Here is a 7,313-nt window from a genome sequence, read left to right as displayed (position 1 = left end):
GTTCCCGCCACACGCTCGCCGGGGTGGCCGGGGCGAACACCGGGTACCAGCCGGGAAGCTCGTGTGCCCGCCGGTAGCGGTCGGGCGGCACGGCCAGGAGGGCGCCGCGGCCGGCCAGGCCGGCGGCGAGGTCGGTGTAGCGGCCGGAGGGGATCATCCAGCCGCGGTACCAGAGCGGTCCGGCGCCGGCGGGGATGCGGCGGACGGCTTCGGCGACGTCGCCGCGAAGCAGGGCGTCGTGGTCGAGCAGGGCGACGTCGGCGCCCAGAGCGCGGGCCTCGGCCGCCTCGGCGCGGAAGTGGGCGTCCACCCGGCGGGGCGCGAGCGGGTCGCAGGGGTAGAGGAGCGCAGCGGTCACGGCGCTCATTGTGCCGCGAGAGGCGGCCGCGTCGGCAGGCAGCGCCGGGCGCCGGCGCCGGAGGGGCCGGGGCGGGGAATCTCCCCGCGATGGCCGGCCAGCGGTCAGCGCGGGCGGCGCCGGTTCCGTTTTCCGTTGCAGGCGGCCGCGCGACGGCGGCCGCCCCACGGAAGGCCAGTGTCGGCGAGCGACCGGACCGCGCCCCACCACAGGGCGGCCCGCTGGCCTTGCGGTGCCTCACCCAGGTCAGAGCAGGCACGACTCGTGTTCGCCACGCGCCGCGGCCCTCACCTGGCCGCGGCGCCGAGTGGGGATGTCCCGTGAAGGGTGCGGCGCGTCCCCGCTCGCCGACACAAAGCTAAGCCGATATGGTTGCCCATTCCGGCCTCGAATACGTTGCGGAACCTTCCGAAACAATTCCGAACAGCCGTGAACGCGCGCGAACGCGGTGGGACAGGGGCGCGCATCCGGGAACGTTCGCGAATTCGGCCGGTGGAATTGCGGTGGGTACTGGGCGGCGATGACCTGCCGTAATGGTGTGCCAAGTGGAATTTCGGGCGGATTGATGGCCGTTCCCGGACAATCTCGACCTCCACAAAAGCCACGTATGACTCACATCACAGATTAATGTTAAGGTTAATGACGGCTGCGGCGCTTGAGGTAATTTCTTGAGCCACATGGATCGGCTCCGCGAAACGTGGACTCACCACCCACCCGTGCCGTTCTCCATGTCTCACCCAGGTCAGAACTACCGAAGGTACACAGTGTCGAACAACCGCTCCTTCGGCTCCCCGCTCACGGGGCGCCGGCGCACGCCCGTTCCGGCCGCGTCCCCCGTCCGCGACGCCCGCCACCCCGCCACGACCCGGGCGGCCCGGCACCGGCGCCCCCGGCGGGAGGTCCGATGATCGAGGCGATCCCTCCCGACTCACCCGCCGGCCGCGCCATGCGCGACTGGGCGCGCGAGCTCGATCCCACCGCCCACTATCCGTTCGAGACCGCGTTCTTCTCCGGGAAGCTGTACAAGGTCCGGCGCTCGACCAGCGGCTGCTCCATCGTCGTGGCGGAGAGGGACGACTTCCGGCGCATCAACGTCGCGGAGGAGAAGGTGGTCCCCGCGGGCGTGATCCCCGCCCGCCGGGCCGGTCCGCAGGCGCTGGAGCTCGCGCTCGCCGAGGCGCGCAGCCGCAGGACCGGGTACGCGGCCCCGCCTCGGGCCACCCCCGACATCGAGGGGCACGACCTGCGCCCCGACCCGCTGCGGGCCCGCAGCCCGGAGGCGTTCGTGGAGGCCATGCGGGCCTTCCGGGTCTGGGCAGGGGAGCCGTCCTACCGCGCCATGCAGAGCCGCTGCGGGCGCCGTGTGGCGGCGTCCACGTTCTGCACCGCTCTGAAGAGCAACGACATGCCCAAGCTCGGCCTCGTCGAGGCGTTCGTGGAGGCGTGCGGCGGCGACGAGGCCGAGAAGCGGCGCTGGACCACCGCGTGGCGGCGGGTGTCCATGCGCGACTACACCCGGACCGACCCGCGCGGCTCCACCGACGAGTTCTACTTCTGGGTCGCCGACCGGTTCCCGCGCCGGGACCGCGTCGTGGGCTGACCCGCCCGGGCCGCCGCCCGGAGTCCGGCCGCGGCGGCCCCGCGCTCCCCGGGCGGGCCCCGCCGCCGTCTCCGCTGCTGGCGGCCCGCGCCGGCGGGCCCGGGCCGGCGCCGGTCCTCGCCGGGGAGCGGCCGAGGCGCCGGTGGACGCACCGCCGGTCCCGCGCTTCCGGCCTGGTGCCCCCGGCTCCGGGCCGGCCGCCGAACCCGGCCGCGGCGGCCCGCTCGGGCCCCGATTCGCGCGGTGTGAGCGTCGAGGCGCACCCCCATTGCGCGTGCTACCTTGCAACCTGTCGCGTCAAGCGGAGAACGCGCGGAAATCACGCACCGGAAAGACGAGCAAGCGATGTCCGAGCAGCACACGTCCGACCGCTCCACCGACACCCGCGTCCGGGTGCAGGGCGAGCCCGTGGAGGCCTTCCCGGCCATGGCGCCGGAGGCGGAGCGGGGGACCGTCCGGCGGATCACCGTCACCGGGGAGGACGTGCTGCACCGGCGCAACCAGGACGTGGCCGAGTTCGGCAGCCCCGAACTGGCCGCGCTGATCGACGACATGTTCCGCACCATGTACGTCGCCGAGGGGGTCGGGCTGGCCGCCAACCAGGTCGGTGTCGACCTGCGGGTCTTCGTCTACGACTGCCCGGACGACGACGGCGTCCGGCACGTCGGCCACATCGTCAACCCGGTCCTGGACGAGCGCGACCCCGAGCACGACACCCTCGTCGTCGAGAACGAGGGCTGCCTCTCGGTGCCCGGCCCGCACGCCGAGCTCGCACGGGCCGAGCGGGCCGTCGTCCGCGGCTTCGACCGCGACGGCGCCCCGCTGGTCATCGAGGGCACCGGGTACTTCGCGCGGTGCCTGCAGCACGAGACCGACCACACGCTCGGCCGCCTCTACATCGACCGGCTCTCCAAGCGCGACCGCAAGAAGGTCCTCAAGCAGATGAACGAGATGCGCGACGGTGTGTTCGCCCGCCGCGAGGCCAACGCCGCCGCGTTGGACGCCGGCGAGGAGTTCGGGCGCCCGGAGGAGTGAGCGGCGCGGAGCCGGCGGTGGGGGGACCATGAACGACGGCGAGCCGAGCGCCCGCGCGGCCGATTCCGCCGCCGCGGCGCTGCTGGCGGGGATACCGCTGTTCGCGCCCGCGGGGGAGGCGCGTCGCGGCCGGGTCGGCTCCACGACCGTCGACCCGCGCACCGGCGCGGTGGAGAAGGCCGTCGTGGAGTTCGGCACCGGCGAGGGCGAGACCGACGTCGAGATCATGACCCGCCGCTGGACGGGGTCGGCGCCCGGAGCGGACCAGGTCCGCGGACTGTGCGTGGAGCGCGACTTCATGCAGCGCCGCATGCGGGGCGACCTCGGTGCCCGCCCGCTGCCGCTTCCCGAGGGCTCCGCCTGGTCCGCCCGCGAGATCGAGGTCGACGGGGCGCCCCGCACCTTCACCGTGCTGCACACCCCGTTCTCGTGGGTGGCGGTGGCCGCGATGCCCGGGCCGCTCCTGGTCCGGCTGTTCGCCTCCGCCCCGCGCCCTGACCTGGTGGCCCTGCGCCGGATCTCGGCGCCCGGAGAGCTGCGTCCGGTGATCGGCCGCTCCTGAAACCGCCCGGGCCGTGCGGCCCATCGGCCCGGGAGCACCGGCTCCGCCCGCCTCGGCCGGGCCCCGTCAGCGGGGCGGGTGGGCGGCGGCCCCGGACGCGCGCGGCGCGCGCACGGGGAAGGCGCGCCGGTACTCCGTGGGGGAGACGCCGACCTGGCGCAGGAAGTGGTGCCGCAGGTTGCCCGCCGTGCCGAGGCCGCTGAGTTCCCCGATGCGCTCCACCGGCAGGTCCGTGGACTCCAGCAGGCTCTGCGCCCGGCCGAGGCGCTGGTTGAGCAGCCATTGCAGCGGGGTCGTGCCGGTGGCCTCCCGCAGCCGCCGGTAGAAGGTGCGGGGGCTCATCGCGGCGCGTCGGGCGAGGTCGTCCACGGTCAGCGGCTCGTGCAGGCGCTCCTGGGCCCACGCCAGCACGGGGGCCAGGCCGTCGTCGTCGGTGCCGGGGACGGACAGGTCGATGAACTGCGCCTGGCCGCCGGGGCGGTGGGCGGGCACCACCATGCGCCGGGCGAGCTGGTTGGCGACGTGCGCGCCGAGGTCCCGGCGCACCAGGTGCAGGCAGAGGTCGAGCCCGGCGGTCAGGCCGGCGCTGGTGAGCACGTCGCCGTCGTCCACGTACAGGACGGAGTCGTCGACCCGTACCTCGGGGTGGCGCTTGGCGAGCTGGGCGGTGTGCATCCAGTGGGCGGTGGCGCGGCGGCCGTCGAGGATCCCCGCGGCCGCGAGCGCGAAGGCCCCGGTGCACAGCGACACCATGCGGGCGCCCGCGTCGTGGGCGCGGCGCAGCGCGGCGGTCAGCCCGGGCGGGACCGGCGCGTCCTCCTGCACGCAGGCGTCGGGCACGGAGGTGACGATGACCGTGTCCGCCCCGGCGAGGTCGTCGAGGCCGTAGCGGGTGCGCACCGCCAGCGCGGAGGACGCCGGCGGGGCGGGCCCCTCGCCGGTACCGGCCGAGCACAGCCGCAGGTCGTACCAGGGGTCGGCCAGGTCGGGCTGCGGCTTGCCGAAGACCGTGCAGGGGATGCTCAGCTCGTAGAGGTCCCAGGACGGGACGGCGAGGTCGTCGGGGACGACCACGGCCACGGTACCGGCGCTCATGCCGCGAGCCTACGGCACCGGTGGCAGGAATTTGGTGATCGTCGTCATTGCTGCCCCTGGCCGGTCCCCCCGGGGCCGTGCGAGCGTGGTGGGAACCGATCACCGCCCGCCGGGCGGACGTAGAAAGAGGACCGACATGCGATCCCGACCGGAAGCCGTGACCGTCATCGGGCTGGGGGCGATGGGGTCGGCGCTGGCCGCCGCGCTGCTCGACGCGGGCCATCCCACGACGGTGTGGAACCGGACACCCGGGCGAGCCGACGCGCTGGTGGCGCGCGGCGCGGTGCGTGCCGCCACCGCAGCCGAAGCCGTGGCGGCGAGCCGGCTCGTCGTCGTCTGCGTGCTGGATCACGCGGCCGTGCGCGGGGTGCTCGACCCCGTCGCCGGCACGCTCGCGGGGCGGACCCTGGTCAACCTCACCTCCGGATCGCCGGAGCAGGCCGGCGCGGCCGCGCGGTGGGCGCGCTCGCACGGCGCGGACTACCTCGACGGGGCGGTCATGACCACCCCGCCCGGGGTCGGCGACCCGCGGATGATGTTCTTGTACAGCGGTTCCCCCGCGGCCGTCGAGCGGCACCGGGCGGCGCTGTCCGCCCTCGGCGACCCGCTGGACCTCGGCCCCGAGCCGGGGACCGCGTCCCTGTACGACGCGGCGCTGCTGGGGCTGATGTGGGCCGCCCTCGCCGGCTGGGCGCACGGCACGGCGCTGGTCACGGCGGAGCGGGCGGAGGCGACGGCGTTCACCGGCATCGCGGTCCGCTGGCTCACCGCGGTCGCCGGGTTCATGACGACGTACGCGCCGCAGGTGGACGCCGGGCGCTACCCGGGGGACGACGCCACCGTGGACGTGCAGATCGCGGCCGTGGAGCACCTGGTCCACGCCGGTGACGCGCGCGGGATCGACGGTTCGCTGCCGCGGCTGCTGAAGGCCACCATGGAGCGGGCCCGCGACGCCGGCCACGGCGCCGACAGCTTCGGGAGCGTGGTCGAGGTCCTGCGCGCCGCGGCGGGGGCGAAGTGACGGCCGAGCCCGCCGCGGTCGGCTCGGCGGCGGATGTGCTGGACGGTGCGGCGCGGGCCTGTGTCGCCGCGCTGGAGCCGGCCCTGGTCCGCGGGGAGGACTGGGCGCGGCCGGCGCGCGGTCTGGACTGGAGCTGCCGCCAGACCCTCGACCACGTCGCCGTCGGCGTGGTCTGGTACGCCGGCCTGCTGGTGAGGCGGACCGCCGACCGCAACTCCGCGCTGCTCGGGTCGCTGGACCGCGGGGCATCGCTCGCGCAGTGGCTGGAGGGGGTGGGGGCGGCGTCGGCGCTGCTGTCCGCCGCGGTGCGCGGGGCCGGGCCGCAGGCGCGCGCCTGGCATCCGTGGGGGGCCTCGGACGCGACGGGGTTCGCCGCCATGGGCGTCGTCGAGCTCACCGTGCACACCCACGACATCGCCCGCGCCCTGGAGGTGCCCTGGGCGCCTGCGGAGGAGGTGGCGGCGTTCGCGGTGGACCGGCTCTTCCCGGACGCCCCCGCGGGGCACTCCCGTTGGCGGACCCTGCTGTGGTGCACGGGGCGGGCGCCGCTGCCCGGTCTGCCGCGCCGCGCCGAGTGGCGGTGGAGCGGGACCGTGCGCTGAGCGGGCCGCTGGGGGCGCCCGCCGCGCGGCCTTCGCGTCGGGGCGGGCGTCCGCCGCCAAAACGGGGTAGGGACGCAGCATGGGGGGAGCGCGCCGTGCGCGCCGGCGGTGTCCGCGGCCCGCCGCGGGGCGGCCGAGGGGGTGAGAGCGTGCTGAGCCATGCGGGCTCGGCCTGCGCTGACGAGGCGGTCTTCCGGCGGCTGGACGACGTGCTGGAGCGTGTGGTCCGGGAGACCGGGGCGTCCGTGGGAGGGCTGTACCTGCGGCCGCCGCACGAGCGCGTGCTGTGGCTGACGCTGCTGACGGGGATGCCGGTGGAGATCGCCTCTCCGTGGACGCGGGTGGCGGAGCACGATCCGATGCCCGTTGCCGACGCGGTGCGGGAACGCCGGCTGGTCTGGATCAGCGGGCCGGAGGAGATGGCGCGCCGCTACCCGCGGCCGGCGCTCGTGCTTCCCTACGAGTTCTCGCTGGCCGCCGCGCCGGTCACCTCGGGCTCCGTCCTGCACGGCGGCCTGGTGCTCATGTGGCCGGGCTCGCATCCGCCGCGGCTGAGCCGCCATGAGAGCCGCCGGCTGCGCGCCGCCTGCCGCGAGCTCGGCCGGATCGTGCGCCATGCCGCCGTGCGCGGGCGTCCGGTGCTGCCCGGGGCCCGGCCGCGCATGCTGGTGCCCGATCCCGGCCGGGACGCCGGGCCGGAGGAGCGGGCGGCGCTCGGGTTCGTCAACCGCCTGCCGGGCGGGGCGTGCGCGCTCGACCTCAGCGGGCGGATCACCTTCGTCACGCCCGCCGCCGCCGAGCTCCTGGGCGCCGCCGCGGCCGACCTCCTGGGCGGCCTGCCCTGGGAGGTGCTGCCGTGGATGGACGTGCCCGAGGTCGAGGACCGCTACCGGTCGGCGGTGATCAGCCGGCAGCCGGTGCGGTTCACCGCGCTGCGGCCCCCGGACCGGTGGCTGTCCTTCGAGCTGTACCCCGACAGGTCGGGGATCAGCGTGCGCGTCACCCCGGCGGCGGGGACCGGCCTGGAGGGGGAGGTGCGG

The 7,313-nt window shown here is 75.9% G+C and carries 7 protein-coding genes and 1 pseudogene; 6 read left to right on the top strand and 2 right to left on the bottom strand.

Features of this window, described 5'->3' with window-relative positions; all coding sequences use genetic code 11:
• Positions 1 to 358 (bottom strand): annotated as a pseudogene (locus DEF28_RS24475) (ATP-grasp domain-containing protein); the annotation flags it as partial.
• Between the two features lie 904 nt (positions 359 to 1,262).
• Here DEF28_RS24475 and DEF28_RS24470 point away from each other — a divergent pair.
• The 3 genes from DEF28_RS24470 (at position 1,263) to DEF28_RS24460 (ending at position 3,555) form a co-directional block, all read left to right on the top strand.
• The gene (locus tag DEF28_RS24470) at positions 1,263 to 1,958 is read left to right on the top strand and encodes a hypothetical protein (protein WP_114396737.1); all 696 of its coding nucleotides are present in this window, start codon (positions 1,263 to 1,265) and stop codon (positions 1,956 to 1,958) included.
• Positions 1,959 to 2,303: 345 nt separating this feature from the next.
• Positions 2,304 to 2,993 carry a peptide deformylase gene (gene def / locus DEF28_RS24465; RefSeq protein WP_114396736.1) on the top strand — a complete coding sequence of 230 codons (690 nt, stop codon included), beginning with the start codon at positions 2,304 to 2,306 and terminating at the stop codon, positions 2,991 to 2,993.
• A 28-nt stretch (positions 2,994 to 3,021) separates the two neighbouring features.
• Positions 3,022 to 3,555, top strand: coding sequence for a hypothetical protein (locus DEF28_RS24460; protein WP_114396735.1), 534 nt, complete (start codon positions 3,022 to 3,024; stop codon positions 3,553 to 3,555).
• Positions 3,556 to 3,621: 66 nt separating this feature from the next.
• On the opposite strand, the gene DEF28_RS24455 is transcribed toward DEF28_RS24460, so the two are convergent.
• Positions 3,622 to 4,650 (bottom strand): GlxA family transcriptional regulator, encoded by a 1,029-nt coding sequence (locus DEF28_RS24455; protein WP_114396734.1) that lies wholly within the window; start codon positions 4,648 to 4,650, stop codon positions 3,622 to 3,624.
• 136 nt (positions 4,651 to 4,786) lie between these two features.
• Here DEF28_RS24455 and DEF28_RS24450 point away from each other — a divergent pair, with 136 nt between their 5' ends.
• The 3 genes from DEF28_RS24450 to DEF28_RS24440 form a co-directional block, all read left to right on the top strand.
• The gene (locus tag DEF28_RS24450; RefSeq protein ID WP_114396733.1) at positions 4,787 to 5,671 is read left to right on the top strand and encodes an NAD(P)-dependent oxidoreductase; all 885 of its coding nucleotides are present in this window, start codon (positions 4,787 to 4,789) and stop codon (positions 5,669 to 5,671) included.
• The gene (locus tag DEF28_RS24445) at positions 5,668 to 6,273 is read left to right on the top strand and encodes a maleylpyruvate isomerase N-terminal domain-containing protein (RefSeq protein ID WP_114396732.1); all 606 of its coding nucleotides are present in this window, start codon (positions 5,668 to 5,670) and stop codon (positions 6,271 to 6,273) included. Before DEF28_RS24450 ends, DEF28_RS24445 begins: the two co-directional genes overlap by 4 nt.
• Positions 6,274 to 6,422: 149 nt before the next feature.
• Positions 6,423 to 7,313 (top strand): GAF domain-containing protein (locus tag DEF28_RS24440; RefSeq protein WP_199493501.1); only part of this gene is annotated, 891 nt, incomplete at its 3' end.

Origin of the sequence: Marinitenerispora sediminis (assembly GCF_003336425.1) — a bacterium.
GTDB classification, from domain to species: Bacteria; Actinomycetota; Actinomycetes; order Streptosporangiales; family Streptosporangiaceae; genus Marinitenerispora; species Marinitenerispora sediminis.
Note: the sequence above shows the minus strand (reverse complement) of the source record. Positions and strands in the feature narration are given on the sequence as shown.

Excerpts from the sequence above, each read along its gene's own strand:
- DEF28_RS24470 (WP_114396737.1), top strand. The coding sequence starts at position 1,263 with ATGATCGAGGCGATCCCTCCCGACTCACCCGCCGGCCGCGCCATGCGC.
- def (WP_114396736.1), top strand. The coding sequence starts at position 2,304 with ATGTCCGAGCAGCACACGTCCGACCGCTCCACCGACACCCGCGTCCGG.
- DEF28_RS24460 (WP_114396735.1), top strand. The coding sequence starts at position 3,022 with ATGAACGACGGCGAGCCGAGCGCCCGCGCGGCCGATTCCGCCGCCGCG.
- DEF28_RS24455 (WP_114396734.1), bottom strand. The coding sequence starts at position 4,650 with ATGAGCGCCGGTACCGTGGCCGTGGTCGTCCCCGACGACCTCGCCGTC.
- DEF28_RS24450 (WP_114396733.1), top strand. The coding sequence starts at position 4,787 with ATGCGATCCCGACCGGAAGCCGTGACCGTCATCGGGCTGGGGGCGATG.